The 25,659-nt window shown below is 68.6% G+C and carries 23 protein-coding genes; 4 read left to right on the top strand and 19 right to left on the bottom strand.

Features of this window, described 5'->3' with window-relative positions; all coding sequences use genetic code 11:
- Positions 1–30 precede the first annotated feature (30 nt).
- The 7 genes from RKE50_RS05370 to RKE50_RS05340 form a co-directional block, all read right to left on the bottom strand.
- Positions 31–552, bottom strand: coding sequence for a DUF1993 domain-containing protein (locus tag RKE50_RS05370; RefSeq protein ID WP_350034989.1), 522 nt, complete (start codon positions 550–552; stop codon positions 31–33).
- 62 nt (positions 553–614) lie between these two features.
- Complete coding sequence (locus RKE50_RS05365; protein ID WP_350034988.1) at positions 615–1,280, bottom strand: exonuclease domain-containing protein; 666 nt, start codon at positions 1,278–1,280, stop codon at positions 615–617.
- Complete coding sequence (locus tag RKE50_RS05360; RefSeq protein WP_350034987.1) at positions 1,280–3,148, bottom strand: DUF294 nucleotidyltransferase-like domain-containing protein; 1,869 nt, start codon at positions 3,146–3,148, stop codon at positions 1,280–1,282. The genes RKE50_RS05365 and RKE50_RS05360 overlap by 1 nt, the downstream gene beginning before the upstream one ends.
- 13 nt (positions 3,149–3,161) lie before the next feature.
- Positions 3,162–3,617 (bottom strand): hypothetical protein, encoded by a 456-nt coding sequence (locus tag RKE50_RS05355; protein ID WP_350034986.1) that lies wholly within the window; start codon positions 3,615–3,617, stop codon positions 3,162–3,164.
- Positions 3,617–5,347, bottom strand: coding sequence for a sodium:solute symporter family protein (locus tag RKE50_RS05350; RefSeq protein WP_350034985.1), 1,731 nt, complete (start codon positions 5,345–5,347; stop codon positions 3,617–3,619). Before RKE50_RS05350 ends, RKE50_RS05355 begins: the two co-directional genes overlap by 1 nt.
- Positions 5,348–5,350: 3 nt before the next feature.
- On the bottom strand, positions 5,351–5,620 hold the full coding sequence (locus RKE50_RS05345; RefSeq protein ID WP_350034984.1) for a DUF4212 domain-containing protein: 270 nt from the start codon (positions 5,618–5,620) through the stop codon (positions 5,351–5,353).
- An 87-nt stretch (positions 5,621–5,707) separates the two neighbouring features.
- A complete protein-coding gene (locus RKE50_RS05340; protein ID WP_350034982.1) occupies positions 5,708–7,090 on the bottom strand; it encodes a DcaP family trimeric outer membrane transporter in 1,383 nt (460 codons plus the stop codon).
- A gap of 212 nt (positions 7,091–7,302) precedes the next feature.
- On the opposite strand from RKE50_RS05340, the gene RKE50_RS05335 reads away from it, so the two are divergent.
- Together RKE50_RS05335 and RKE50_RS05330 are read left to right on the top strand one after the other, a co-directional pair.
- On the top strand, positions 7,303–7,728 hold the full coding sequence (locus RKE50_RS05335) for a PaaI family thioesterase (RefSeq protein ID WP_350034980.1): 426 nt from the start codon (positions 7,303–7,305) through the stop codon (positions 7,726–7,728).
- 2 nt (positions 7,729–7,730) lie between these two features.
- On the top strand, positions 7,731–8,390 hold the full coding sequence (locus RKE50_RS05330; protein ID WP_350034978.1) for a VOC family protein: 660 nt from the start codon (positions 7,731–7,733) through the stop codon (positions 8,388–8,390).
- 15 nt (positions 8,391–8,405) lie between these two features.
- Here the strand turns inward: RKE50_RS05330 and RKE50_RS05325 are convergent, their stop codons facing one another.
- Complete coding sequence (locus RKE50_RS05325; protein WP_350034976.1) at positions 8,406–9,755, bottom strand: NRAMP family divalent metal transporter; 1,350 nt, start codon at positions 9,753–9,755, stop codon at positions 8,406–8,408.
- Entirely contained in the window at positions 9,755–9,949 is a 195-nt protein-coding gene (locus RKE50_RS05320; RefSeq protein ID WP_350034975.1) for a hypothetical protein, read from the bottom strand. Before RKE50_RS05320 ends, RKE50_RS05325 begins: the two co-directional genes overlap by 1 nt.
- 247 nt (positions 9,950–10,196) lie before the next feature.
- Here RKE50_RS05320 and RKE50_RS05315 point away from each other — a divergent pair, with 247 nt between their 5' ends.
- A complete protein-coding gene (locus RKE50_RS05315) occupies positions 10,197–11,333 on the top strand; it encodes an alanine racemase (protein ID WP_350034974.1) in 1,137 nt (378 codons plus the stop codon).
- Positions 11,334–11,357: 24 nt separating this feature from the next.
- Here RKE50_RS05315 and RKE50_RS05310 read toward each other — a convergent pair whose 3' ends face one another.
- From RKE50_RS05310 to RKE50_RS05280, 7 genes are read right to left on the bottom strand one after another with little or no spacing between them, the layout of a single operon-like run.
- Positions 11,358–11,735, bottom strand: a complete 378-nt coding sequence (locus RKE50_RS05310) for a RidA family protein (protein WP_350034973.1) — start codon at positions 11,733–11,735, stop codon at positions 11,358–11,360.
- Positions 11,736–11,737: 2 nt separating this feature from the next.
- The gene (locus RKE50_RS05305; protein WP_350034972.1) at positions 11,738–12,565 is read right to left on the bottom strand and encodes a M55 family metallopeptidase; all 828 of its coding nucleotides are present in this window, start codon (positions 12,563–12,565) and stop codon (positions 11,738–11,740) included.
- On the bottom strand, positions 12,565–13,710 hold the full coding sequence (locus tag RKE50_RS05300; protein ID WP_350034971.1) for a diaminopropionate ammonia-lyase: 1,146 nt from the start codon (positions 13,708–13,710) through the stop codon (positions 12,565–12,567). Before RKE50_RS05300 ends, RKE50_RS05305 begins: the two co-directional genes overlap by 1 nt.
- Positions 13,700–14,710 (bottom strand): dipeptidase, encoded by a 1,011-nt coding sequence (locus RKE50_RS05295; protein ID WP_350034970.1) that lies wholly within the window; start codon positions 14,708–14,710, stop codon positions 13,700–13,702. The genes RKE50_RS05300 and RKE50_RS05295 overlap by 11 nt, the downstream gene beginning before the upstream one ends.
- Before the next feature lie 22 nt (positions 14,711–14,732).
- On the bottom strand, positions 14,733–16,235 hold the full coding sequence (locus tag RKE50_RS05290; RefSeq protein WP_350034969.1) for an AbgT family transporter: 1,503 nt from the start codon (positions 16,233–16,235) through the stop codon (positions 14,733–14,735).
- A complete protein-coding gene (locus RKE50_RS05285; protein WP_350034968.1) occupies positions 16,232–17,206 on the bottom strand; it encodes a dipeptidase in 975 nt (324 codons plus the stop codon). The genes RKE50_RS05290 and RKE50_RS05285 overlap by 4 nt, the downstream gene beginning before the upstream one ends.
- Positions 17,203–19,005, bottom strand: coding sequence for a CocE/NonD family hydrolase (locus RKE50_RS05280; RefSeq protein WP_350034967.1), 1,803 nt, complete (start codon positions 19,003–19,005; stop codon positions 17,203–17,205). Before RKE50_RS05280 ends, RKE50_RS05285 begins: the two co-directional genes overlap by 4 nt.
- Before the next feature lie 209 nt (positions 19,006–19,214).
- On the opposite strand from RKE50_RS05280, the gene RKE50_RS05275 reads away from it, so the two are divergent.
- Entirely contained in the window at positions 19,215–21,353 is a 2,139-nt protein-coding gene (locus RKE50_RS05275; RefSeq protein ID WP_350034966.1) for a CocE/NonD family hydrolase, read from the top strand.
- Between the two features lie 19 nt (positions 21,354–21,372).
- On the opposite strand, the gene RKE50_RS05270 is transcribed toward RKE50_RS05275, so the two are convergent.
- The 3 genes from RKE50_RS05270 to RKE50_RS05260 are packed head-to-tail and all read right to left on the bottom strand — an operon-like array spanning position 21,373 to position 25,605.
- Complete coding sequence (locus RKE50_RS05270) at positions 21,373–23,085, bottom strand: dihydroxy-acid dehydratase domain-containing protein (protein WP_350034965.1); 1,713 nt, start codon at positions 23,083–23,085, stop codon at positions 21,373–21,375.
- Positions 23,078–24,502 (bottom strand): amidohydrolase family protein, encoded by a 1,425-nt coding sequence (locus tag RKE50_RS05265; protein WP_350034964.1) that lies wholly within the window; start codon positions 24,500–24,502, stop codon positions 23,078–23,080. The genes RKE50_RS05270 and RKE50_RS05265 overlap by 8 nt, the downstream gene beginning before the upstream one ends.
- Positions 24,502–25,605, bottom strand: coding sequence for a cis-3-hydroxy-L-proline dehydratase (locus RKE50_RS05260; protein WP_350034963.1), 1,104 nt, complete (start codon positions 25,603–25,605; stop codon positions 24,502–24,504). Before RKE50_RS05260 ends, RKE50_RS05265 begins: the two co-directional genes overlap by 1 nt.
- Between the last annotated feature and the right edge of the window lie 54 nt (positions 25,606–25,659).

Genomic DNA, 25,659 nt, shown 5'->3' with positions numbered 1-25,659 from the left:
CCTGCTTGTCCGTGCCTGCTCTCACCCGACTCAGCTGCTGGTTCGCAGCGGGCCGAGATAGTCCAGCTTGCCGATTGCCACGCCCTGCATGCGCAGCAAGGCGTAGGCAGTGGTCGCGTGGAAGTGCAGGTTAGGCAGGGAGAAAGACAACAGAAACCCCTCGGTGGTGAAGGGGAATTCACCGGAGGAAAGACGGAATACCAGTGGCTTGCCCGCCAACGCATTGACCTCTTCCTCGCTGACCGCTCGCAGGGTGTCCGCCGCATCGGCGACCCTGGCCTGCAGCCCGGCGTAGTCCAGCTCCGGCAGATTCTTCGGTGGCGTGAACAGACCGGCTTTCATACCCTCAAAGGCGCCGAGGCTGTGCGCCACCACGAAATGCACCTGGTAGCTGAAGGGCAGCATGGTTTCGTGGAGCCGCGTTTCCAGGACCGTGTCTACGTCCTCGTCCCGAGCCGCGTAGTGTTCCGCCCCTTTCGTCATGACGACGCCGAGGGCGTCGAGCACCTGCAGGTAACCGGGGATGCTCGCTTCATACAGGCAAATACTCATCGGCTGGTGCCTCTGTCGCTGTGCGGGACCCACGAGCATAGCGCAGCCCGCGGGGACGCGCGCTAGAGAAGATCTTTGAGGCGCAACCCCGGACCGCGGACCGCCGCGTGGGCCAGCAGCAGCTCCGCCGTCGCCAGCGAGTCGGTGAGCGCGTTGTGCGCGGCGTGTTCCGGCAGCCCGTAGCGGGCGCGGCAGCCGGCGAGGGTGAGTTCACCGGCCTTGACCGCCTGGTCGCGCCGGGCGAGCAGGCGCTGCTCCAGGCGGAGCGTATCGACCACCGGCAGCAGCAGCGGCGCACCGTAGCGCGCCGCGCACAGCCGGTCGAGGAAGGCGAGGTCGAGGCGGGCGTTGTGGAAGACGAGCACGCGGCCGCGGGCCGCAGCGAGGAAGGCGTCCAGCACAGCGCCGGCCTCCTCGCCGCCGGCAAGATCGACATCGCGGAGCTGGTGCACCACGGCGCTCTGGCCGACGCCGCCGCTCGGGCACACGACCCGGTGCTGCGCGCCGGCCAGCTGCGCCGCGCCGTCCACCACCGGCAGCCAGCCGAGGCTCAGCAGCTCGCCTGCCGCCACCTCCAGCGATGACATCTCGCCGTCGCAGGCAAGGAATGCCACCCGGCGCCAGTCCGCTCCCGGCTTCGGTAATGGCGCCTCCCAGCAGGCGGCGAGGGGGCCGTGCACGACCAGGCCCCGGTAGCGCAGGCGCTTCAAGCGCAGGCCCGGCCCCATCACCCCATGCCGGCGCGGTAGGTCTGGCGCACCGCGCCCTGGGCCTCGTCGATGATCGTGAAGGCATCCCGCAGCTGCTCGCGCGCCAGCCGCGGCAGCTTGCGCGGGTTGATAAAGTTGTCCACGGGCTCGCCCGCGGCCATCTCCTCGCACTGGTGGCGGATGCGCTGCTGCTGGATACAGTGCAGCGCATCGGCGAGGTTGCGGCTGTCGCCGATGGTCAGGTGTCGTGCCGCCGTCAGCGCCTGCAGGCGTTCATTGGTATTCACGGCAACCACCTTGTGCGCAAGCGCATGCAGGCGGACGATCTCGGTAATCGGCAGCACGCCGCGCTTTTTCAGATCGAGGTTGTCCCGGTGCTCGCCGTCCCGGTCGACCACGAAGCGGCGGAAGATGCCCAGCGGCGGCGTGCTCGCCAGGGCATTGGCCGCCAGGGCCGCGAGGAAAATCGTGTTGCTCGAGGCGCGCTCGAGCATTGCCTGCTGCAGCCGCGCGCACAGGCTCTCGTCGCCGTAGACGGCGCGCAGGTCGAAGAAGATGCTCACCCGCATCACCGCCGCCGGGGTCGGCGTGCGCGTCCAGCCGGCGACCGTGTCCTGCCAGGTGGCCAAAGGCTGGCGCCATTCGTCGGTGGTCGCCATGATGCCACCGGGGCAGTACTTGTAGCCGCAGGCGGCCAGCCCATCGCACACGGACTTTGCCACCGCGGCGTACCAGCCCCGCTCTGCCGCAGGCACTTCGTCGTCGATGACGATCCCGTTGTCCTGGTCGGCGCCGAGGAGCTGCTCCCCCCTCGCCTGCGAGCCGAAGCCCAGCCAGGCCCAGGGGCCCGGCGCCGGACCGTGCGCCTGCTCCGCCAGCTGGATCAGGCGAATCGTCACCGCGTCGGAAATTGCCGTGAGCAGGCGGGACACCTGCTCGGCCCGCATCCCCGCCTGCACCCACTGCTGGAGCTGGTCCGACAGACCGGCGAGCAGCTCCACCATGCCGTCGACACTCTCCTGCCGCGACAGGTGCTGCACGAGGTAGACCGGGTCGTTGCCCCGGGCAAGGATGAGGTCCGAGGTCGTAATCACGCCGACAAGGCAACCCGCATCGAGCACCGGCAGGTGGTGATAGCCGCGCTGCGTCATGAGCAGCGTGGCATTGAAGATCGTATCGTCCGGACCGATGCCCTCCGGCTCCGGGGTCATGATCTCGCGCACCGCCGTCGACGCCGGCAGCCCGGCGGCGAGGCAGCGGGTACGCAGGTCCCGGTCCGTGACGATGCCGAGGAGCTGATCGCCCTCGGGACCGCGTTCGCTGATGAAGGCCGAGGAGACCCGCCGCTCGGCCATGGCGGCGGCCACCGCCTGCACCGGCGCATCCGGCGGCATGCAGAGAAGTTCCGTGCTCATGATCTCGCGCAGCGGCGACAGCAACGGGTTGGCCTCGGGCATGTAGCGGGCGGCGCGGCGCAGACGCCGGCTGCGCTGACGGCTGAAATAGCGGTCAAAGGCGCGGTTGCTGGCCCGCAGGTCCCGGTAGGCCGCGTCGGGCAGCAGGTAGAGCAGCGCATCCTCGATCACCGTGGCGACCACGGTGTCGCCGCCGGCGTTCAGGTTGCCGATATGGAAGTTCTCGCCCTCCCCGAGCCGGTCGAGGAGCTTGTTGTCGCTGTCCCGGAGGTCCACCGCCCCGCTGCGCAGGATGCGCAGGCCAGGCGGTTCACTGGCCGCGTCAAAGCGCTCACCGTGCGGATGATAGGACACGCGCAGGGCGTTGACTGCGCGGTCCAGCTCCGCCGGCTCGAGCAGATCGAAGGGCAGGGACTGGGCGATGAAGTCGGCGACGCTCGCCAGCTCCACCGGTGGTGACAGGGGGGTCATCGTGCCCTCCGCTTCAGGAATCTCCGGGCCGTGCGAACGCCGTGGCCACCTCGCCATAGTAGAAGGCGCCGGCGCCCCGTGCTACCAGCCGGAGCCTGTCCCCCGCTGCCGGGCGCGCGCGCAGCCGGCCCTCCCAGCGACCTTCCCCAGCCGGCACCAGGTCGCCGGGCAGGTCGTTGCCTCCGCCGACGGCCAGCGCCAGCTGAACTCGCTCCAGGGAGTGGGAACTGGTGACCGTGACCTCCGGCTCGCTGCCCTCGGAAAGGATAATGCGCAGCTCCAGTTCGGCATTGCGCAGATCGCAGGCGCCGCTGGCATAGCGGCAGTTCGGCTGCTCCACCAGGGGGTAAGCCCGCCCCGGGTCGGCCGGGGCGGGCTTCTCGCCAGCGAGCTGGCCGACCCCGATCCACGCCAGGACGGCGAGGACCGGGGTCACCAGCAGCGCGATGATGACGTGCCGATTGCGCACTAGTGATCCAGCGCCGCCTCGGCGCCCGCCGGCACGCGGATGTGCTCGACAAGCTCCTGCACTTCCGCCGGCGGCGCCTTGGTAACGGCCGAGACGCCGAGAGCGACGGCGAAGTTCACGAGCGCGCCGATGGCCCCGAAGGCGTTCGGCTCGATGCCGAGGAACCAGTTTTCCGGCATGTCACCGAGGAAGGCCGTAGAGGCCACGAACATGATGCCCTTGTGCTGGAACACGTAGAACAGGGTGACCCCGATCCCCGCGATCATGCCGGCAACGGCGCCCTCCTTGTTCACCCGGCTGGAGAAGATCCCCATCATCAGGGCCGGGAAGATCGACGACGCCGCGAGGCCGAAGGCCAGGGCCACGGTGCCGGCCGCGAAGTCCGGCGGGTTGAAACCGAGGTAGCCGGCACCGGCGATCGCCGCCGCCATGGCGATGCGGCTGGCCATGAGCTCCTGCTTTTCGCTGATCTGCGGGGCGATCATGCCCTTCAGCAGGTCGTGGGAAATGGCCGAGGCGATCGCCAGCAGCAGCCCCGCCGCCGTCGACAGGGCCGCCGCCAGGCCACCGGCCGCCACCAGGGCGATGACCCAGTTCGGCAGGCGCGCGATCTCCGGGTTGGCGAGCACGATGATGTCGCGGTCGACCTTGACCAGCTCGTTGGTCTCCGGGTCCGCCGTGTACAGCATGGCGCCGTCACCGTTCTTGTCCTCGAACTCCAGGAGGCCCGTGGTCTCCCAGTTCCTGAACCACTGCGGGCGCTCGTCGTACTGCAGGTACTGGCCGGGCTCCGGCTCGATGGTCTGCATGAGGTTGAGGCGCGCCATGCCGGCAACGGCCGGCGCGGTGGTGTAGAGAATGGCGATGAAGACCAGCGCCCAGCCGGCGGAGGAACGCGCATCGCGCACCTTCGGCACCGTGAAGAAGCGGATGATCACGTGCGGCAGGCCCGCGGTGCCGATCATCAGCGAGGCCGTGTAGGCAAACATGTTGAGCCCCGAGAGGCGCACGTCCGTCGTGTACTCCTTGAAGCCCAGCTCCATCACCATCTGGTCGAGCTTGTCGAGCAGGAAGGTATCGGTGCCCACCAGGGTGCTGCCCAGGCCGACCTGCGGCAGCGGGTTGCCGGTGAGCTGCAGGCTGATGAAGATCGCCGGGATGGTATAGGCCAGGATGAGCACGCAGTACTGCGCGATCTGCGTGTAGGTGATGCCCTTCATGCCGCCGAGGACCGCGTAGAAGAACACGATGCACATGCCCACCAGCAGGCCCACGTTGTAGTCCACCTCGAGGAAGCGCGAGAAGGCGACGCCGATGCCCTTCATCTGGCCGATCACGTAGGTCGTGGAACAGATGATGAGACAGACGACCGCCACCGCCCGTGCGGTACGCGAGTAGAAGCGGTCGCCGATGAACTCGGGCACCGTGAACTTGCCGTACTTGCGTAGGTAGGGAGCGAGGAGCATGGCCAGGATCACGAAACCGCCGGTCCAGCCCATGAGGAACACGGAACCGCCGTAGCCCATGTAGGCGATGAGTCCGGCCATGCCGATGAAGGAAGCCGCGGACATCCAGTCCGCCGCCGTGGCCATGCCATTGGCCACCGGGTGCACGCCGCCGCCGGCGACGTAGAAGTCCTTGGTGGAGCCGGCCCGGGACCAGATGGCGATCCCGATGTACAGCGTGAAGGTCGCGCCGACGACGATGTAGGTGAGGGTTTGCAGGTCCATGGGTCAGTCCTCCTCCACGTCGAATTCGCGGTCGAGGGCCGCCATGCGCCAGCGGTAGATGAAGATCAGCACCACGAAGGTGTAGATCGAGCCCTGCTGGGCAAACCAGAAACCGAGCTTGTAGCCGCCGATGCGGAACTGGTTGAGCACGTCCACCAGCAGGATGCCGCAGCCGTAGCTGACGATGAACCACACCACCAGCAGCTTCACCATGAGGGACAGGTTGCGGCGCCAGTAGGCCCGGGCCTGTTCCTCGGTCATTTTTGTCGCCATGCCAGGTCTCCCTTGCTTATCGTTATGCCCTGCCGCCACTGTAGCCCAGGATGCGGCGGGGCACTGTTGGACTTTGGTCTATCGGGTTCAGAAGGCGTACTTGACCGCCAGCTGCAGCCGGCTGAGGCTGCCGTCGCGGCCGTCTTCCAGTTCCTTGGTGCCGTAGATGAGCTCGCCGCCGAGCTGCAGGCCCGGCGCCGGCGTGTACCACAGGTTGGCATGCGCCGAGCGGTACGCCTTGGCGAGCAGGCCGGCACCGGCGAGCTCACTCTCCGAGGGGTTGCTCGCCTCGGACATCGACAGCGAGAAGGAACTGCGCCACGCCGGTGTCCAGAAGTGCCGGTAGGCCAGCACGAGGCCGTACTGGTCAATGGTCTCGATGTCGCCGTCGGCGGCGATGTAGCCGTCGTTGAAAGAATTGAGACCGAGGTAGCGGCCGAGCGCGTTGCCGTAGCTCGCCATGAAGCGCAGGTCATCGCTGCCGAACTGCCACTTGCCGGAGAGGCTGGCGCCGTAGCCAAGAGTGCTGTCGGAGCCCGTCTCCAGCGCGCCCTCGCGCGCCTCGTAATCGAGCTGCCGGGCGATGCCGGCGACGGACCAGCGCAGGTCGCCGCTCTTGCCGTTGTAGCGAGCAACAAGATCCGGCAGGGTCTCTCCGTCATCGATGCGGCTGCCGCCACCGGGCAGGCTCAGGCGCGTGGTCGCGTTCTCCACCGCGAGCTGGAGGCCGCCGCTGGTCCAGCGGATCTGCGGCTGGCGCTCGAAGACCGTGCCGACCGGGCCGACGAAGTCAAGCAGATCCGGCAGCGCACCGACATCGAAGAAGGTCGACCAGTTCTGGCCGGCCATGAGCGACTGGCCCGGGGCGTACTGCCAATCCACGTAGGCATGGCGGATCCGGGCGCTGAAGCTGTTGGAGACGCGCTCGTCCCCCTGGGCGCTGAGGATGAAGTCGAGCTCGATGTGCGAACGGATGCGGCCGACGTCGGTCTCCGTTTCCGTGCCGAACCAGAAACGCGAGCTCTTGGCGTGCATGTTCGTGCTCTGGTAGCTGTCGCTCTCGCCGGATACCGGCTCGACCGGGATGAGCGAGGGCACCAGGAAGTCCTCTAGGAGCGCCGCGGGCTTGCCGTCGCTGTAGCTGCTCACCAGCGTGTCCAGCTGCATGTAGCCGCCGTAGCGGAACCAGGTGTCATCGCGCTTCGTGATGTGCGAGAGCGCCAGCGTCTCCTCGATGGAGTTCTGGCCGATGGTGAGTGTTTCGAGCTGCGCCTCGACTGCCGGGGTTGCGGCCGCCGCCTGCGACACCGGCGGGCCCGACCTTTCCCGCTCTTCGGCCACGGACGCCTTGAGTTCCGCCAGCTGCGCCTCCAGGGCGGCGATGCGCGCCTCCAGGTCCGCTGCGCCGGCCAGCTGGCCGCTGGCCAGGAGCACCGCGGCCGCGAGGCCCTTGATGGTGGTCTTGTTCATTATCCTTCCCCCGGGTATTTCCTTGCGTACCTCGGGGTATCGTTTTAGAGGCCGGTCGCACCGCGGACCATTGGACCTTGGTCGTGAAAAGCTGCGACTCTCGACCAAGGTCGGCGTCATCGCCGCCACAACGACAACAACGGTTTGCATAAGCAAGACAACGCCAGGAGGGCTAATATCCCCGCAACCTCAACAAAGCGGAGCACAGAATCATGAGCGAACCGGCCCGCCTCGGAAGGACCGATCTGGAGCAGATGCTGGGTGAGAGCCCGTTCCACGCCGTCCTCGGCATACAGGTGGAGAACATCGATAGCGAAGCCGACCAGCTCACCCTGCGTCTACCCTTCTCTTCGACTATCGAGCGCAGCCCGGGAGCGGGCCAGCACCACGGCGGTGTCATCGCCAGCCTCATCGATATCGCCGGGGACTTCGCCCTCATATGGCAGCTGGGTCACGGCGTGCCCACGATCAACTTCCGCACCGATTACCTGCGGCCGGCGAGTAACACGGACCTGCTCGCCACCGCGAGCGTGCGCCGCCGCGGCCGCACCGTGGCGGTCTGCGATATCGAGGTCCGCGGCGAGGACGGCAAGCTTCTGGCGCTCGGTCGCGGTACCTACGCCACTGCCGCCGGCTGATCATGACCTGTCGTCTGGATCACCTGCTCATCGGTGCCAGGTCGCTGGCGTCTTGCACCCGCTGGGCCTCGCACGCACTCGAGGTCACCCCGACGCCCGGGGGGTACCACCCGGGTCGCGGTACCGAAAACGCCTTGCTGGGCCTGGGGGACACCCGCTACCTCGAATTCATTGCAGAATCCGCAGCCGCCGGAGGGCGTTCCCGGGCCAGCGAGCTGCTTTCCAGCATCGACAGCCCGGCTTTCTGCTGGTGGGCCGTCGCTTCGCAGGATCTGGAGCGTGCCCGCAGCGGGCTGGCGAGCCTGGGCATTCCCTGCGGAGAGATCGTCGCCGGGGAGCGGGAAACACCCGACGGCGAGCGCCTGCGTTGGCGCCTCTGCTACCCGCAATGCGAGGACTTGGGAGCACTCCTGCCGTTTGTCATCGAGTGGCAGCAGGCAGACGCACACCCCGGCCTGGCGCTGACGGCAACCCTGCAGCTCGAGCGTCTCGAGCTGAGTACTGCGAAACCGAATAAACTGGTCGCGGCACTCGAGGCTTTGGAACTCCGTGAGCCTGCGCTGACGGTCAGCGAGGCGCCCGAGCAGACCATGTCCGTCATCTTGCGTGCAGGGCAGCGACGCACCACCCTGGCTAGCCCGGCGCTGCCGCCGGTGGCCTGAGCCCGACCCCGGGCTCTACCACCAGCCCAGGCGATTGAACACCCAGAGGATCGCCACCCCGTTCAGGAGCGTGAGCTGCACGAGGATACCGAGGTTCCACAGGTAGGAGCGACAGCGGTTGTCGCCGAGGACTTCGCGGTCATTGAGCAACAGGAAGAACGACCAGCCGACGATATTGTTAGTCAGCGAGAGCAGCGCCGCGATCACGATAATCAGCAGCACCGGGCTCGGGAAGAAGACGGCGAGCAGCGCCACCTGCGGCACCAGCACACAGGCGCGCCATCGGTTGCTGCGCACATCCGGCTCCCAGCCGAAGACCTCGTGAAGCCCCATGGCGCAGATAATGCCGAGGACCACGGAACTGGTGAGCGGTACCACGAGGAAGCCAAGGGTGAACACCGTCGTTGCCAGCTCCTCGCCGAGCAGGGGCGCAAGCGCGGCTGCCAGCTCGGCCGCACTGTCGGGCGCCGAACCGGTGCCGTGGAGTGTGCCGGCAAAGAGCGAGACGACAACGAAAGACACGAGCACAAACGGTACAGCAAGGCCCAGGACCGTATCGGCGCGCGCAAGTTTTTCATGCCGCGGGCCCCAGCCCTTGGCCAGCCCGGCGTAATGGAAGAATACCCAGTCCGCGACGCCGATGGCTGCAGCCGAGGAGGCTATGAAGATGTCGATCCCGGCCTGGCCGCGGGGAAGCCAGGGCACGAACAGGCCCCGCAGCGCTGCCGGCCAATCGACGCCGACGACCAGCAAGCAGGCGCCAAAGCAGAAGAACATGCCCAGGAGGGCCGCTTTCATGACCTGCTCGACACGGCGCACACCGTTGCTGCCGCGCCCGTAGCTCAGGGAGAGCCAGGCCGTCAGCGCACCGTAGAGCACCCAGTTCCAGGACTGGGGCAGCGGGACACCGAGGCTGTCGCCGAGTGACTCCAGCAGGTGCGTACCGAGCGCAACCTGCCCGAAGTTGAACACGACGGCCACGGCAACGAGACCGACGAAGCCGGTCAGCACCCGGGGCAGGAACCAGCCGTGCCGCTCGCGCTGCACCTGGAGCAGTCGAAACTCTCCCCGGCAGGTGAAGCGCGCCATCGCGGCCATCATGAACAGCCCCGAGCCGATGGAGAACCAGCTGATCCAGAGCAGGCGATAGCCGAAGGTGGCACCCGAGAGCATGGCGGCGGTCAGCGTGCCCGCGCCCAGCGTTGCCGCAGCGGTCATGAAACCGGGGCCACCGAGGCGCAGGTAGCCGAGCAGGCGCGACGGCCAGGGGCGGGCCCCGAGACTGTCGAGGTAGTCCGCCTCCGCATCCAGCCGGGCCTGCGGAATCGCATCGGCGATCGGGTAGCCGTGGTCGCGGGAAGCCATCAGCGGGAGGGCGTGGCCAGGAGAAAAATGAACACGAGGGTAAAGCCGATGCCCACTGTCATAACGATGGCACCCTCACCCGACCGGAGATACCTCGCCAGGCCGTAGAGCGCCACGGCGTTTGCCAGGAAGTTCCCGATCAAGCCCCAGGCCCGTACGCGCAGAGGCCCCAGGGGCCGGTCCAGCCAATCCAAGACAGCACGATCCTCCCATTACCCGTGGGTGAGCATAACGGGCGCGCGGCGGGAGTTCAGCCCCGGGGCCATTGCAAAACGTTGCAACCCTTGTTGGCGCCGGTCGATGCTGCACCGGGGTCAACGACGGAATGCTAGACTTCGACGCCCTTGTGCCTCGGGTAAAGCCGATGTCGGACTATGCCGCTGTCATTCGCGGAGGCCTCGTTTTCGATCGCCTTGGCAGCTCTTTGCGGGCTGTATGAACGTGCCGACACTCGCGAACCTGCCGACACCGTGCCTGCTCCTCGACGGGAGCAGGCTGCAGGCCAACATCGACGACATGAGCCGTCGCCTCGCCGGCCACGGTGTCGCCTTTCGGCCCCACGCGAAAACGCACAAGTGCGCGCAGATCGCGCGCCGCGTAGCGCGCGCACCGGGCTTTGCAGGCCTGACGGTCTCGACGTTGCGTGAAGCCGAGTTCTTCGCAGACGCCGGTTTCGACGACCTGCTCTACGGTGTCTCGATCTCGCCCGACAAGTTCGAACGCGCGGGACGGCTGCTGGCCCGCGGCGTTTCGCTGACCCTCGTCGTTGATACGCTGGAGGTGACGGACCTGCTCATCCACTGGCTTGAGCAGCAGGGGTTGCACGCGCCGGTCATGATCGAGGTTGACGTGGATGGCCATCGCGCCGGCCTGGAGCCGGACGACCCGGCGCTGCAGCTACTGGGCAAGCACCTCGCCGCCTCCGCCAGCTGCAGGTTCACGGGCATCATGGTCCACGCCGGCGAGTCCTACTTCTGCGAGGGTGTCGACGCGATCGCCGCGCACGCAGAACGCGAGCGCGCCGGGGCCGTCGCAGCAGCCGCAGCCTTGCGGTCAAGAGGTATCGAGGTTCCCGTGGCCAGTGTCGGCTCCACGCCCACGGCACGCTACGCCCGGGATCTCACCGGCGTTACGGAGGCGCGTCCCGGTGTCTTTGTCTTCTACGACCTGGTCATGGCCGGGATCGGGGCCTGCAGGGAGGAAGAGCTCGCCCTCTCAGTCCTCACGACAGTGATCAGCCACAAGGCCTCGCACCGCCGCCTGATCATCGATGCGGGCGGGCTCGCCCTGTCGAAGGACCGGGGTACCGCCGGCCAGCAGCGCGACTGCGGCTTCGGCCTGGTGATGGCGGTGGACGGCAGCAGACCCTACCCGGGCCTGCGCGTCGACGCCGCCAACCAGGAACACGGCATCATCACCCTGCCCACAGACTACGAGCTCGGGGCCTTCCCCATCGGCAGCCGCCTGCGCATCCTGCCGAACCATGCCTGCATGACCGCCGCGGCGCACGGCGGCTATCACGTTCTAGGGGAAAGCGGCGAGATCGGAGCCTTTTGGGAGCGCTGCAACGGCTGGTAGCCAGTGTATGGAGCGGACAGGACTCTAGTCCGGCGCGATGGCGACCGCCTCGAGTTCGACGAGACAGCCGTAGTGCAGTCCCGGGACGGGGACGGCCGCACGGGCCGGCCGATGCTCACCGAGTCGCTCAGCGACAAGGCCGTCGAGGGACGGCCAGTGCTCCACACCGACCACGTAGATACGTAGCTGCAGCAGCTGGTCAAGCGCACTGCCACCCGCCGCCAGTAAGGCCGCCAGTCGATCCAGCACCAGCGTCACCTGCGCCTCGAAGCCGGGGACGGGTGTACCGGTCTCCGGATCCATGGGCAGCAGGCCACTGACATAGAGCACCCCGCCATGGCGGATAGCCTGCGCATAGTGGCCGTTGGGTCGTGGTACGGCGCCGGTCTCGATACGTTCCATCGTCAGAAGCAATCCACGTCGATGTGCACCAGGGCTCCGATGACTCTCACGGCCTCGATGATATCGGAAACTTCGATCGCCACGGCGTAGGCCGCCCTGCGCTCGAAGCCCGGCAGGTAGCTGATCAGCTCAGCGGCATAGCGGTTGCGCAAACGGAGTTCGAGCTCTACCGGGCCTTCCAGGCGCAGCGTCGGGGACTCTGCGGCACGCTCGAGCCCTGCCCTCACAGCGGCGTCGATGCGGGCGAGCGCCGCGTCGCGCGACAGCTGCGTGGCACTGTACATGCCGTGACTCGTCTTGGTCACTGCGACAGGCAGGCCGGGCAGCAGTGCTTCGAGAGCCGCCATGCAGACGTCATCACCCGTGGCAGCCACGATCGGCACGTTGTAGTGGCCGGCCAGCCAGGCATTGACCTGCCCCTCGGAGACCGGCGCTCCGTTGATCAGCACCGCCGCGTAGCGGCTGGAGCTGAAGGAATGCGGGAAGCCGCCGTCGATACTGGTGATCGCGGCGTGGTGGCCCAGGAGCACGGCACCGTGGTAGCTGCCGGCGTCGATGCCCTGCATCATGTTCAGGGGCCGCGGCCAGCCCTGGACGAGGCGCACCTTCGCCGGGAACGCAGCCGGATCGAGATTGGTCGCCGGCCCGTGGCTGTCAGCGACGACCACCTCCTCCGCCCCGGCAGTAAAAGCCGCGGTAACGGCGCAGAGCGCGTCCTCCTGGAACAGTACACAGGCGCGCGCGTAGTCGGGCGAGTCGTAATCATCGGTCTGCCGGCGGCTGACGACCCCGGCGACCCCTTCCATGTCGGCGCAGATAAATACCCGCATTACGCAACCCCTCCCTGCAGAAAGCCGTCGACGTCGCCCTCGGTAGCGAGCAGCAGCACCCGGGCCTCCGGGCCCAGGGCGAGCTTTCCGGCCAGCCCGGGCGTCGCCAGGGCCAGGCGGAGACCCGCCACACCCGCGGCACCGGACAGGCCGGCTAGGATCGGCGGATCACTGTGCTGCGCGAGCCAGCGCGCCGCCGACTCCGCGCTGTCCTCCGGCAGCGAGAGGTAGGCAGAGACGCGGTCCTGCAGCAGCGGCCAGGCGGCCGAGGACGCCATGCCGCAGCTCAGCATGCCCATCACGCTGTCGATATCGCCGGTAACCGGCGCTGGCTCGCCCCGCTCCGCCGCCAGCCGCAGGCAGGCGGCGACGGCGGGCTCGACGATGACCAGGCGCGTCTGCTCCCAGTCGAAGGCGCTGAACGCCGCTGCCATGGCAGCGGCGAGGCCACCCACGCCGGCCTGCACGAAGACGTGGGTGGGCACCGCGTCCCCGAGCTGCCCGCGCAGTTCGTGGGCCAGCGCGAGGTAGCCTCGGCTCACCAGGGTGGGGACGCTGCCATCCTCCCCGGGACCGGCCACGTCCGCCACCAGCTGCCAGCCGTTCCGCTCAGCCTCTCTGCGGCAGGCGGCCACCGCGTCGTCGTAGTGTCCCGCGATCACCGCCAGCTCCGCCCCGCTCTCTGCCAGCAGGGCGCGGCGCCCTTCGGCGACGTGCTCGTGGACGAAGATGACGCAGCGGGCGCCGACCAGTCGCGCACCCGCCGCCACCGAGCGGCCGTGGTTACCATCGGTGGCGGCGCAGAAAACGAGCTCGCGGCTCGCCTCGCGCAGGGGCTCGAGCGAGTCGAGATCTGCCAGGCGAAGCCCCGCCCGCTCTGCCGCGAGCGTCAGCACGGCAAACACGCCGCCCAGGGCCTTGAAGCTGTCGAGACCGAAGCGTGCCGTCTCGTCCTTGACCCACAGGGCACCGACACCACAGGCGCGCGCCGCCCCCGGGAGATCGCGCAGCGGTGTCGCGCGGTACGCAGGGCAGCGCGCGAGCGCCCCCAGTACAGCTGCTGCCCCGCGGCCGAAGTGCGCGTCATCCGCCGCGTCCAGGGGCCGGAGGGAACCACCCGTGAGCAGACAGGCATCAGTCCGCATCGGACTCCCCCCCGGACTTCGGCCAGCAGGCGGCGGCAACGCGGTAGAAATTGCCGCCCATGACCTTGCCGATCGCCGCTGCGTCGTAGCCCAGGCCCCGCAGCCGCTCCGCGATCGCAGGCCGCGCTGACAATGGCACGTAGGCCTCCTCCGCAGACTGGACCTGCGCGTCGGAGCGCACCCCGTCGATAAAGTACTTTTCGTACTCCTCGCGGTTTGCGGCGAGGGGGACCCCGCCTGCGGCATAGGCAAAGTCCCAGCCGATACCCACGTGGTCGACGCCGACCAGCGCCGCCACGTGGTCGATGTGGGCCGCCATGTCCTCTGCCCCCGCCGGGAAGCGTCCCAGGAACAGGTTGTAGCCGCAGATGCCGACCACGCCGCCGGTGGCCGCGCAGGCCCGGATCTGCTCGTCGGTGATATTGCGCGGGGTGTCGGGGACCAGGGCGTGGGCGTTGGCGTGGCTGAAGACCACGGGGCGTTCCGACAGCGCCATGATGTCGAGGCTGCTGCGGACGCTCGAGTGGCTGCAGTCCATGACGATGCCCGCGCGATTCGCCGCCTGCACAACCTCACGCCCCAGCGGTGTCAGCCCGGTATCGTTGCCGTGGCAACCACCCGCGTAGGCATTATCGAGGTTGTACGCGAGATGCATCATGCGCACGCCGAGATCCGCGTACAGCTGGACCATCGCCGGCTCCTCCAGCAGGCAGACGGCACCCTCGATATCAAAGCTCACCGCCAGCTGCCCGCTGGCCGCGGCCCGGTCGACATCGGCGAGCGAGCTGGCGAGCACGAAACCCTCCGTGTCACCGATGCGCGCCCGGAACCAGGCCAGCGCCCGGAGAATATCCTCGAGCGGGGTCATGTCCATGGCGATATTGATGGCGACATGGTGGAAACCCGCGGCACGGTGCGCCGCGAGCGCGGCAATATCCACCCCCGCGGCGATCGGCAGGCAGGAGTGGGCATCCCAGATGATGTCGACTTCGGCGGTCATGCTTGCTGGTGTCTCCAACGGTTCAAGGCTGGTAGTAGATCTGTGCGCCACTGGGGCCGAGGGGCAGGTCCAGCCACAACCAGCCCGTGAGCAGCGCGAGGCCGGCGAAGAACATCCCGACGGCATAGGGGAACATGATGCGGATAAAGGCACCGAGGCCGACCTCCGGGCGATAGCGCTGCGCGTAGACCAGCACCACCGGCAGGAGCGACGTGGGCGTAATGATGTTTGTCGCGCTGTCACCGATGCGGTAGGCCGCCGTGATCATTTCCGGGGACAGCCCCGCAGCCATCAGCATGGGCACGATCGTCGGCGCCATCAGCGCCCACTTGCCGCTGGCGGAAGCCATCAGGAGGTTGAGCAGACTGCTCACGACAGTGAACCCGAACACCAGGGGAATACCACTGATACCCGTCTCGCGGAGAAACTCCGCGCCGAGCGTTGCGCTGATCACCGCGAGGTTCGACCAGGTCAGGAAGGCAGCGAAATGCGCCGCCGCGAAAACCAGCACCAGGAAAGGCGCGACATCGCGCATGGCGGCGCGCAGGAGTTCCATGAAATCGCCGTCGTTGCGGATCCGGCCCGTGGCAATGCCGAACACGGTGCCGGTAACGACGAAGAAGCCGCAGATGATGGCGATGAGAGACTCGTAGAACGGGGCGAGGCTGCCGTCGCTGCCGCGCAGGAGTCCGTCCCCGGGTACCGTCGCGAGGCAGACCAGGCCGATGACCACGGCCGCGGCGATACCGGCCCGGCGCAGCGCGCGGCCCGCGGTCACCGCGTCGACCTCGTCGACCTGGCCCGGGTCCCGGTCCTCCTCGGGCCGGAAGTTCGGCTCGACGTAGCGCTCCGTCACCACGGTGACCACCAGGGTGACCAGCACCGCGTAGGCCAGGAGCAGGAAGTAGTTGGCCAGCAGGTCGATCTCGATCGACGGGTCCAGGCTCTTTGCCGCGGCTTCGCTGAGGCCGTAGAGCACGGCGTCCGTCGGTGTCACCAGGATGTTGGCGCCGTAGCCGCCGGATACGCCGGCGAAAGCGGCACAGATACCGGTGAAGGGACTGCGCCCGGCGGCGCGGAACGCCACCCCGGCGAGGGGAATAAACACGAAATAGGAGGCGTCCACGGTCACGTGGGCACAGATGCCGATGACCACGGTACAGGGAATGAGCGCCCGTCGCGGGACCTTGTGCAGGGCGTCGGCCAGCGCGGCATCGAAGAGCCCCACCTTCTCGGCCAGCCCGGCGCCGAACATGACGACCAGCACCATGCCCAGGGGGGCAAAGCTCGAAAACGTCTCGGGCATATCCACCAGCAGCCGCGAGAGATTCTCCCGGCTGAGGAGGTTCTGCGCGTGGACCGCCTCACCGCCGGGCAGGGTCACGGCCAGCCCCGCAGCTGCCGCAGCGACACTGGCCAGCACCACCAGCAGGCAGAGGCCCAGGATGATCGTCACCGCATCGGGTACGTAGCGTCCCGGGTGAACCGGCCGCGCCACGGGCAGCGTGTGCCTCGCCTCGCTCACGACCGCGGCCAGCACTGCTCGGCGACCCGGCGGAAGTTACCGCCGAGAATACCGTCGATCTCTGCCGCGCCCAGGCCGGCGTCCGACAGCAATGGCCCGAGACGCCGCGCCTCGGCCAGGGGCGTGAACACTTCCTCGGGAGTCAGCCCCTCGGCCCGGTTCCGGCTCGCATCGGGGAACCACCAGTCGAAACGGTCGACAACCGCCATGGGGTCGGACCCGTGGGCCGGGTAGCCGTAATCCCAGCCGATACCCACGTGGCGCGGGCCGACCCGCTCGGCGATGTAGGTGATGTGACGCACCATGTCCTCGGCGGTCGACGGCGTACGGCCCAGGAAGCGCGAATAGCCGACGATGCCGATGACGCCGCCGGTCGCGGCGCAGGCGTCGATCTGGCGATCGGAGACGTTGCGGGGATGGGGATGGAGACCCGCCACGCAGGCGTGGCTGAACACCACGGGGCGCTCGGAAGCCGCCATGATCTCGAGCGTCGATCGCTCCCCGCCGTGGCTGCAGTCGACCACGATGCCCGCGGCATTCAGCGCTCGCACCATCTCCCTCCCGGCGGCCGTCAGGCCCCGGGGTTCGTCATAACAGCCGTCCGCGGCCCAGTTGTTGCGGTTGTAGGCGAGATGCATCTGGCGCACCCCTAGCGTCGCCCAGAGCCCGACCATGCTCGCCTCCTCGAGCAGCGGCAGCGCGCCCTCGAGATCGAAAGCCACGGCGAGCTGCCCGTCGGCCCGGGCCCGGTCGAGCTCTGCAACGGACCCGACCAGCGCAAAGCGGGGATCCGCGCGCAGGGCCTCGCGGTACCACGCCAGCGCACGGATCATCTGTTCCAGGGGAGCAGGGTCGTAGCCGACGTTCAGTGACACGAAGCCGAACCCCGCGTCCCGGTGCCGGACGAGATCGTCCAGGACCCGCCCGGTTTCCAGGGGCAGGTTCGAGTGCGCGTCCCAGAGTGCCGTCACCGGTCCAGCACCAGCGACAGCCGGTTCTCTTGCGCACCGGGCTGCAGGCAGATCGTCGCCACGCGGCTGTCCGCAAGCGTCTCCTCGGCAACGGGGCGCCCGGAGTTGCGGTTACGGTGGAAGAAATAGCTGATCCCCGGCGAGGTAAGCATGAGGCGCAGTCGCGAACCGGCGGGCAGCTCCCGGGCGAACCAGGTCAGCTCGAAGCGGTAGTCGGCATAGCGCCCCGGTTCGAGCAGGGCTGCGGGCTGCTGGAAGCCCCGGCGGTAACGCGCGCGCAGCATGTCCCAGGCCAGCAGCTCCATCCTGCCGTCGGGGCGGAGCAGGTAGAGCACCGCCGCCAGGTCCGTATCGGGCACATCGAGTTTCAGTCGCGCGGACAGCGTCGGGTTGCCCGCGACGGACACCGGAGCGCGCAGGGGTTCGCTGTCGTAAACCAGGCCGCGGCCGCCGAGCGTCGCGGGCAGCGGGTCGTCGAGAAGGTGCTCGTCGCCGGCGGCCAGCTTGCCGAAGTAGGGCCCCCAGCTGATGGGCGGATCACGCGGGTCATAGCGCCAGCAATCCTCGGGCTCCGGCGCAGGTGACGATGCCGGTGCGGTGCCGAGACTGCCGCCGGACGCGGCATCAGCTGCCGGCCGCCGCGGAGACGTCGGGTACAGCACCAGCTCACCGGTGCCCGCATCGAGCGCAGCGCGACCCCGCCAGCGGTCCTCGCCCTGGGAGAAGTAGGTCACCCGGTCCTTCAGGAAGGCCGGTTTCGGTCCATCCCGCAGCACCCAGTCAAACCAGGCAAGATGCCACTCGGTCGGCGTGCTGGCGGCCGCGGGAAAGGCGATACCGCCCACCGCATCCTGCGGGTTGGAAACGCCGTGGTGGTCCCAGGGGCCGATCACCTGGAACAGGCGGCTGTCCGGCGGAGCCTCGGCCGCGGCACGGCGGAAGTGCGTCAGCGTTCCGAGCTGTGCGCCATCGTGAAAGCCGGTGATGGACAGCACCGGGATCTTCAGCCGGGCCAGCTGTTCCTCGCTCGGCAACAGGCGTGCGAGGCGTTTTACATAGGACCGGGTAAAGGACTCGCGCCAGTAGCTGCCGGGCAGCCCCGCCTCCCGCGCGAGGTCGGCCAGCGCCACCTCGCCGCGGGCCAGCTCCCGGTAGAGCCCCTGCCAGTAGTCCCGGTCACCGTTGAAGTTACCGTTGCGCTGGCGGCCGGCAACCAGCGCATACCAGCGCAGCCGGTAGGGAATCTGGACACCGCGGTAGGTGGGCGAATCGACCCCGAAATACGGCGGCGCGCCCGGGATGATCGTTTTCAGTGCCGGCGCGCCGCGGGCGGCGAGGCCCCACTGCAGGAAGCCGGTATAGGACCCCCCCCGCATGCCCACGGCGCCGTTGCTGAAGGGCTGCCTTGCAAGCCAGGCGATCACCGCCATGCCATCGTCCAGGTCGCGCTCGTAGGGCACGAACTCGCCCCCGGAGTCACCGCGGCCGCGGACCTCCACGATCGCCGCGACATAGCCCTCGCGGGCAAAGCGCGTGGCGATGGGATAGTAGCGGTCCGCGCCATAGGGCGTCAGCGTCAGGATTACCGGCCGCGGCTCGTCCAGCGGATAGGGCGTGACGATGGTCGCATTGAGTGACACACCGTCGACCATGGGTATGCGCTTGCCAAAGTGCACCTGGTAGGGTCGCCCGGGCCCGGCCTCCCCTGCCGGCGCGGCCGCCGTCGCCGGGGTCACGGCACCCAGCCAGGCGATGCTGAGCCAGGCGATGCCCTGCCAGGCGGTCAGCGGCCACCGCAAACGACTCCATCCCTGTCTTTCTGCCTGCTGCAAGACGCGCTCCCGGCATCGCGTAGCGAGCCCCGAGTGTACCGAAGCAGCGGGCCCCGGCCAGCGGCGCTCGTCGGGCAGCGTCGGGGTGCAACAGGTTTGCGGCGGCACCCATCACGTCGCTATGGTCTACTCGGCTAGGCTCACGGGTTTGCCGGCCAGGGGCAGGAACTATGCAGGTGAACGCATCGGGCGTCCGAACGCTCGCCGCCGTCGTGGCGATCGCCCTCGCCGCCTGGATGGCGGCGACGGCCGTGCCGACGGGTGAACTGGCGCGCTACACCGGCGCTGCGCTGCTGCTGGCCGCGGCGGCCGCACTGTTGCGCCCGGGCCCCGCGCTGCTGGCGCTGGCCGCGGTGCTCATCGCGCACCTCTTTGCCGGCGTGGAGCGGGCCGGTGGCCCTGCCTTCAGCGCCGAGGAACTCTCACTGCTGGCCGGCTGGGCCCTGCTGGCGGCCGGCGCAACGCTCCTGCCCCGCCTCGCGGTGGCGCAGCAGCGCTCGCTCGTCCTGCCCGCGGTACTGCTCGCCGGCTGCGCCCTCCTCCTTGCCCTGACCGGACAGCGGCACGCATTCCATCCGATCACCCGGTCCTCCGTCTACGTTCCCATGGCAGACGGCACGCAGCTTGCGGTCGACTGGTACCTGCCGCGGGGATTGCCCGACGGTGAGGCGCTGCCGACGATCGTGACCTTCACCCGCTACCACCGGGCCACGGCTTTCCGCTTCCCGTTCAATGTGCTGTTCTCACGCTCCAGCGGCAATCGCGAGCGCCTCGCGGCAGCGGGCTACGCCAGCGTGGTCGTGGATGTGCGCGGGGCCGGCGCCTCCACCGGTCACCGTGAGGCGGAGTTCTCCCCGGAAGAAGTCAGCGATTCGGTCGCCATCGTCGACTGGATCCTCCGCCAGCCCTGGTCCAACGGCGTGGTCGGCGCCGAGGGGGTGTCCTACTCGGCCACGGCAGCGGAACTGCTCATGCTGGAGGCCCATCCGGCGGTGCGCGCCATTGCCGCCCAGTACGCGCTCTTCGACAGTTACTCCGAAGCCGCCCTCCCCGGCGGCCTGGTGAACCTGAGCATCGCCGCCGGCTGGCAGTCCATGCTCCAGGCCCTGGATCGCAACGATCCCATACCCGGCCTCGCGGGCATCTCGGCCCGGGCCTGGAAAGGCGTAGCGCCGGTGAACGGCCAGGAGAAGCTGCTGCAGCGGGCCCTCGAGGAACACGAGGCCAACCGCTACATCGATCTCGCCGCCGGTGCCATCGAGTACCGCGATGCGCGCGTCGACGGGCGCGCGGGTTTCCTTTACGCGCCCGCCGGCCGGCTCGAGCGCTACCGCGATAGCGGGACACCGCTGCTGCTCGTCAGCGGTTGGGCCGACGGGGCTTACCAGCTCGGGGCCCTGCGCAAGTTCCGCAATCGCAAAGCACCGGCCACCCACTTGGTCATCGGGCCCTGGAATCACGGCCCCGGCGCCGTAACCGATCCCTGCGGCGGCGACCTCGCCTACCGCGGGCGCCGCAGCGACCTGACGCTGCCCTTCTTCGACCACTACCTCAAGGGGGTCGACAACGGCTTCGATGGACAGCCGGCCATCCGCTACTTCACTTACTGCGCCGATCGCTGGAGCTACGCTGAGGACTGGCCGCCCGCTGATCAGCAGCGCATGCTGTTTTTCGACGGCGATACGCTCGCTGCGGAGCCCCCGGAAGGCACACAGCGCCACCGCCTCGAAGACGATCGGGCTGCGACCACCGGAAAGACGACGCGCTGGCGGTCCCTGGTTGCGTGGCAGACCCCGACCCGCTATCCGGACCGCAGCGACCAGGCAGCGCATGGCCTCGCCTGGACCGGCGAGCCGCTGGACCAGGAGCTGGTGGTGACGGGGCACCCCACGGTGACGGTCACCGTGTCGAGCAGCGCACGCGACGCCGCCCTCTTCGTCTACCTGGAGGACGTTGCCCCCGACGGGACAGTAACCTACGTCACCGAGGGCCAGCTCCGCCTCCTGCATCGGGCGACGCGCGAGGACCTCTACGCGGACTACATCCCCGTGCGCAGCTTTTTCCGGGACGACGCAGCGCCGCTGCAACCGGACACGCGCTATCGCATCGAGCTCGGACTCTACCCCGTCTCCTACCGCTTTCGCGCAGGGCACCGTATCCGGCTGCTGCTGACCCGCGCCGACGCCGACAACTTCCTGCCGCTTACCAGCGGCGCGGGCGCGCCCCTTCACATCCATAGCGGCCCGGACGAGCCCTCGCTACTGGCGCTGCCCGTGGAAAGCGCCGGTCTGCGGCGCTGGGATCGCGGCGACTAGCGCCCTCGGAACACCGCGGCTACTGCACGCAACCGTAGTGCGCGGAGGAGACAAGGCGGCAGAACTTGTCCAGCACGCTGCCGGCCTGCACAGTGGATTCCGGTGGCGTCCAGGCTGCCAGACGATCCCCGAGCGTCTCGTCATCCAGTTCGACGTCCACGGTCCGGCCGACCGGGTCGATGACCACCATGTCGCCATCGGCCAGCGCAGCGAGGGGACCCCCCCGGGCGGCCTCCGGCGAGACGTGCCCGATGAGGATACCGTGGGAGACGCCGGAAAAGCGCCCGTCCGTGATCAGCGCGACATCGGCGCCCAGCCCGCGGCCCTGGAGCTGGATGGTCAGCATGACCATTTCCGGCATACCGGGCCCGCCCACCGGCCCCACGTTGCGCACCACGACCACGTCGCCGGCGATAATCCGGTCGCCCGTGATCGCTTCCATGGCCTCGGACTCGCTGTCGAACACCCGTGCAGGCCCGCGGAAACGCCCGCGCTCGAGCGTCTTGCCGGACAGCTTGAGGACACAGCTCTGCGGCGCGAGGTTGCCGCGGAGCACACTGATGTGCTGGTTCGACGGTGCCAGCGGCGCGGTGACCGGAAAGACCAGGTCCTGCTGGCCCAGCGCAGCCAGAGAGGGCACGCCTTCAAGGTTTTCAGCGACCGTCCGCCCCGTGACCGTCAGGGCGTCGCCATGGAGAAGGCCGGCATCGAGCAACTCGCGCATGACCACGGGCACACCGCCAAGATCATGCAGGGCCTTCATCGCATAGGGGCCGTGGGGCTGCAGGTTGCCGATGAGCGGTACACCCTCGCCGACGGCCTGGATATCGTCGATGGCCAGCGGCAGTTCCGCCTCGCGGGCAACGGCCAGCAGGTGCAGGTAGAGGTTGGTGGAACCACCGAGCGCATAGGCCACGGTGATCGCATTCTCGACGGCCTGCCGGGTCATGATGTCCCGCGGCCGGATTCCCGCCCCGGCCATGGCGCGCAGCGCCAGCACGGACTCCCGGATATGCCGCTTCACATCATCGTGCACATCGCCGTCGGCGCGCACGTCAGCCGGCTGCGATGCACCGCGGGGCACCATCATGCCCATGGCTTCGGCAATCACGCTCATGGTGTTGGCCGTGAACATGGCGCCGCAGGTGCCGCTGCTCGGCATGATGCTGCGCTCGACCGCGAGCAGGTCCTCCTCGCTGATCCGCCCGGCCTGCTGCGCCGCGAAGGCCTCGGCGTAGTCCATGATCGTGAGATTGGGCCCCTTGGCCGCCCAGGGCTCCACGGCGACCGCGCCGGGAGAACTCGTGCCGGGATAGATCACCAGGCCGGGGTCATTGCAGCGCGCCAGGGGCATCAGCGCCGCGGCGCCGGACTTGTCGCAACCGGAGATCACCAGCATCGCGTTGCCGTGATGCGCCCGGTGGCCGGTCTCGAAACAGTCGGCCATCAGGTCCCGGGAAGGCAGGCTGTAGCCGGCACTGGGCGTGCCCTGGGTGATGGCGTCGGAGACAGCGGGCGCGCCGACGACCAGGCCCCGGGCGCCGCTCGCCGTCAGTTCCTCCAGCAGCAGGTCCGCAATGCGCCGCACCCGGTTATTGCAGCGGTGCGCATTGGTCCAAGGCGAGGCCACGGTGACCAGCAGATCCGCGCTCGCGACGGCGGCCGGGTCGAAACCCGCTGCGCGCGTTTCCAGCTTGTTCCATTTCCAGAGGTGGGAACGGTCTTCATTCATCCGCGGTTCCTCCCGCCGGGGCGCGCACCGGGCGTCCGGGGAGCGAATCCGGGACGAGTGCGCCGCCGGAGACGACCGGCTGTCCACCCACCAGCACGTACGCGATCCCGGTCGACGGCTGCCCGGGAGCATCAAAGGTCGCCCGATCGCGCACCGTGCCGGGATCGAAGAGCACGAGGTCCGCATCGCAGCCGACGCAGAGGCGCCCCTTCCGGGCCATGTCGGGTACGCGCCGCTCCAGCACGCGCGCCGGCTCGATGGTCATCTTGCGCAGCGCCGCCATGAGGTCGAGCACACCGTCCTCACGGACGTAGCGGCCGAGCACGCGACTGAAGCTGCCTGACGCACGCGGATGCCCCACGTCGCCATCGATGAAACCGTCGCTGGCGACCATGACCATGGGGTCGGCCAGCGCTGCCGCCGTCAGCGCTGCGCTGCGCGCGTGGTAGATGATAATCCCGCCCTGCTTGCGATAACCTGCGAAACTGTCGCGGGTGAGCCACTCGCCGGTGGCCGCCCATTGAAAGCGGCCGAATTTCTCCTCGGGCCATAGCTGCCAGTCCGCGAACTTGGCCGCCTCGATGCGCGTCATGCTGGCGCCGTAGGGGTAAGCCTCCACCGTCACTGCCTGCCCCTGCTCTCGCGCCGCGCGAAGCGCGGACAGGTACGCGGGCAGCGCCTCGCCCGCCGCCGAATTGACGTGCACCACATGCAGCCGCGCCCCGGTCTCCCGGGCAAGGCGCAGCATGCGCTCGAGGCCGGCCACGCCGGCAGGCAGATGCACGTGGACGCTGGCATCGAAAGCCGCGGCCGTCAACAGCACGGCGCGAAGCTCCGCGTCGTCGGCGCCGGGGGTGTACTCCGGACCCATGCCGACCGCGACCGCGCCGGCGGCGAGCGCGGCGCGCACCCGTTCGACGATCGCCGCTCGCTGGTCGTCACCCGCCTGCTCAAAGGCCGCGGCGCCGCTGGGCAGGTTGCTGGCTGACGGGTCGGGAAGCACGTCCATCCGGGCCTGGATGTGACCCGCACCGACGCCGTAGTTGATCGGCTGGCCGTCGGACCTGGCCGCGTACCAGGGCGCGATGTCGGTGACGCCGACCTCGATCTCGAAGGACGTGGTGACGCCGTCCTGCGCGGAGAGCCGGTAGGCCTGCCGATGCTGACCGTGCTGGTGCAGGTCGATGAAGCCCGGCGCGACCACCAGGCCCGACCCATCGAGCTCGCGAGCGCCGGACAGACCGCTCTCCGCCAGCGCACTGATCACCCCGTCATCGATGGCAAGATCGAGCTTGCGGTCCGTCCCGGACGCCGGATCGATGACCCGGCCGCCACGGATCACCACGTCGTGCAGCGCTTCCGTGTGAGCCGGCGTCGCGAGCAGGCAAAGCCCGAGGAGCAGAACGAGCCTCGGCATTACGCGACCTCCAGCACGGGATTGGCGAGCACGGCATCGGTCGGGGTGACACCGAGCCCGGGCTCGCCGGACGCGGAGAAACGGCCGCCTTCCCGCTGCGGCGCGCCTGTGGCATTCGCCACCGTGACGTAACTGTTGAAGTCCGTTGAGGTAAAGCGCAGCGGCTCCGGCGTGCTGTGGGCGAGATGGGCGATCGCGGCGGTCACGATGTCGCCACCCCAGCTGTCTTCAAGAGTCATGGCGATGCCGAGGCTCACGCAGAGGTCCCGGGCCTGGCGCGCGTGGGTGAGGCCGCCGAACTTGCTGATCTTGATGTTGACGACGTCCATGGCGAGATCCGTATGACCGCGAAGCAGGGGCTGCAGCCCGTCGATACTCTCATCGAGCACGAACGGGTGCGGGGTCAGCCGGCGCACGGAAAGACACTCCTCGTAGCTCAGGCAGGGTTGCTCGATGTACACGTCGATGTCGCGTACGGCATTCACCACGCGCACCGCTTCGTGACGCGTCCAGCCGGTATTGGCGTCCGCAACCAGCCGGTCGCCCGGCTGCAGCACCCCGGCTGCCGCGCGGATGCGCTCGATATCCTCGTCCGGGTCGCCGCCAACCTTGAGCTGGAAGCGACGGTAGCCTTCGTCACGGTACTGGCGGACGTTTTCGGCCATCTCCGCCGGGGAGCGCTGGGAGATGGCGCGGTAGAGCAACACATCTTCCCCGAAGCGACCGCCCAGCAGCTGGCAGACGGGCAGCCCGGCCACCTTGCCGAGGATATCCCAGCAGGCCATGTCGACGGCCGATTTCACGTAGGCATGCCCGCGCAGGCAGCGGTCCATCCGGTCATTGAGCTGCCCGAGTTCACGCGGGTCGCAGCCGATCAGCTGCGGGCCAAGCTCGACAATACCGGCACGGGCCCCTGCCGCGTAGGCCGGCAGGTAGAAGGGTCCGAGCGGGCAGACTTCGCCGTATCCGGTGATGCCGCTATCGGTCTCCACGGCCACGACGGTGCTGTCGAAGACATCGACGGCCTTGCCCCCGGACCACGCGTAGCGACCCTCCTTGAGCGGCAGGTCGACCTGGTAGGCGACGATTCGGGTGATTTTCATTGACCGGGTTCCTCGTTTTACGGATGAGCGGACTCCGATGAGAGCATAAACCCG

The organism is Pseudohaliea sp. (assembly GCF_040217025.1).
In the GTDB taxonomy this organism is placed as follows: domain Bacteria; phylum Pseudomonadota; class Gammaproteobacteria; order Pseudomonadales; family Halieaceae; genus Pseudohaliea.
This window is presented reverse-complemented; position numbering and strand designations above follow the sequence as displayed.

What these genes read in the sequence shown, in the direction of transcription:
- RKE50_RS05370 (WP_350034989.1), bottom strand. Translation starts at nt 552, where the DNA reads ATGAGTATTTGCCTGTATGAAGCGAGCATCCCCGGTTACCTGCAGGTG.
- RKE50_RS05365 (WP_350034988.1), bottom strand. Translation starts at nt 1,280, where the DNA reads ATGGGGCCGGGCCTGCGCTTGAAGCGCCTGCGCTACCGGGGCCTGGTC.
- RKE50_RS05360 (WP_350034987.1), bottom strand. Translation starts at nt 3,148, where the DNA reads ATGACCCCCCTGTCACCACCGGTGGAGCTGGCGAGCGTCGCCGACTTC.
- RKE50_RS05350 (WP_350034985.1), bottom strand. Translation starts at nt 5,347, where the DNA reads ATGGACCTGCAAACCCTCACCTACATCGTCGTCGGCGCGACCTTCACG.
- RKE50_RS05345 (WP_350034984.1), bottom strand. Translation starts at nt 5,620, where the DNA reads ATGGCGACAAAAATGACCGAGGAACAGGCCCGGGCCTACTGGCGCCGC.
- RKE50_RS05340 (WP_350034982.1), bottom strand. Translation starts at nt 7,090, where the DNA reads ATGAACAAGACCACCATCAAGGGCCTCGCGGCCGCGGTGCTCCTGGCC.
- RKE50_RS05335 (WP_350034980.1), top strand. Translation starts at nt 7,303, where the DNA reads ATGAGCGAACCGGCCCGCCTCGGAAGGACCGATCTGGAGCAGATGCTG.
- RKE50_RS05330 (WP_350034978.1), top strand. Translation starts at nt 7,731, where the DNA reads ATGACCTGTCGTCTGGATCACCTGCTCATCGGTGCCAGGTCGCTGGCG.
- RKE50_RS05325 (WP_350034976.1), bottom strand. Translation starts at nt 9,755, where the DNA reads ATGGCTTCCCGCGACCACGGCTACCCGATCGCCGATGCGATTCCGCAG.
- RKE50_RS05310 (WP_350034973.1), bottom strand. Translation starts at nt 11,735, where the DNA reads ATGGAACGTATCGAGACCGGCGCCGTACCACGACCCAACGGCCACTAT.
- RKE50_RS05305 (WP_350034972.1), bottom strand. Translation starts at nt 12,565, where the DNA reads ATGCGGGTATTTATCTGCGCCGACATGGAAGGGGTCGCCGGGGTCGTC.
- RKE50_RS05300 (WP_350034971.1), bottom strand. Translation starts at nt 13,710, where the DNA reads ATGCGGACTGATGCCTGTCTGCTCACGGGTGGTTCCCTCCGGCCCCTG.
- RKE50_RS05295 (WP_350034970.1), bottom strand. Translation starts at nt 14,710, where the DNA reads ATGACCGCCGAAGTCGACATCATCTGGGATGCCCACTCCTGCCTGCCG.
- RKE50_RS05270 (WP_350034965.1), bottom strand. Translation starts at nt 23,085, where the DNA reads ATGAATGAAGACCGTTCCCACCTCTGGAAATGGAACAAGCTGGAAACG.
- RKE50_RS05265 (WP_350034964.1), bottom strand. Translation starts at nt 24,502, where the DNA reads ATGCCGAGGCTCGTTCTGCTCCTCGGGCTTTGCCTGCTCGCGACGCCG.
- RKE50_RS05260 (WP_350034963.1), bottom strand. Translation starts at nt 25,605, where the DNA reads ATGAAAATCACCCGAATCGTCGCCTACCAGGTCGACCTGCCGCTCAAG.